The organism is Rahnella ecdela, from assembly GCF_019049625.1.
GTDB classification, from domain to species: Bacteria; Pseudomonadota; Gammaproteobacteria; order Enterobacterales; family Enterobacteriaceae; genus Rahnella; species Rahnella ecdela.
Window position 1 is genome coordinate 1 of the sequence record NZ_JAFMOY010000062.1, and the last position, 1050, is coordinate 1050.

1 protein-coding gene is annotated in these 1050 nt (G+C 51.6%); it reads right to left on the reverse strand.

Annotation, left to right across the window (positions count from 1 at the left end):
* Positions 1 to 1024, reverse strand: a 1024-nt coding sequence (locus J1784_RS00315; protein ID WP_420803935.1) for a beta strand repeat-containing protein, incomplete at its 3' end; no start/stop codon positions are given.
* Positions 1025 to 1050: the final 26 nt, after the last annotated feature.

The window sequence follows — 1050 nt, forward strand, 5'->3', positions numbered from 1 at the left end:
CACTGGCAGATGTATCGCCTTTGTTATCAATTTTGGCGTTATTTCCGTCAATTATTGTACCAGTACCGCCGTCAACTATGCTGGTGTTGCCGGTGTTATCGATAACGGCGTCATCGCCCTTAATTTCTGTACCTGTTGAGCCAGTGCCGGTGGTCGTAGTGTCGCCGTTATTATTGATTATCGTGCCATCACCATCCACTTTCGTCCCGGTGGCGCCGTCGGTGATGTCGGTTTTGCCGTCATTATTTACCGTTGCATCATCGCCGGTAATGTCGATGATAACGTTGTCTGATCCGTTGGCGGTACTGTCGCCTTTGTTATCGATTTCTGCGTCATCGCCCGCAATTTTGGTGCCGGTACCGCCATCAGACACGTCAGTATTGCCTGTGTTATTAACGTCTGCGTCGTCGCCGGTGATATCGGTGCCCGTTGAGCCGGTGCCAGAGGTCGTAGTGTCGCCGTTATTATTGATTATCGTGCCATCACCATCGACATTCGTCCCGGTGGCGCCGTCGGTGATATCGGTTTTGCCGTCATTGTTTACCGTTGCATTATCGCCGGTAATGTCGGTGATAACGGTGTCTGCGCCTGTGGCGGTACTGTCACCTTTGTTATCGATTTTCGCGTCATCGCCCGCGATTTTGGTACCGGTACCGCCATCAGACACGTCGGTTTTACCGGAATTATCAACGGCTGCGCCGTCGCCGGTGATATCTGTGCCCGTTGAGCCGGTACCGGAGGCCGTAGTGTCGCCGGAGTTGATAACATCTGCGCCTGCACCATCAATTTTAGTGCCAGTACCGCCATCTGTTGCATTTGTGCCACCGCTGATGACGGTGTTGGTATTATCACCCGAAATAATCGTCCCGGCGCTGTCTTTTCCTGAGGCATTGTTAGGCGTATCCACAGTAGTACTGGTGCCATCACCTTCTACCACTTTGGTGTTTGCATCCGCTTGAATGAATTTACCTGTTGCATCATAAGACCAGTACAGTCCCGCAGCATTCTGGCCTTTAATAGACAAGTCATTATTCGCATCGACTGACCAGT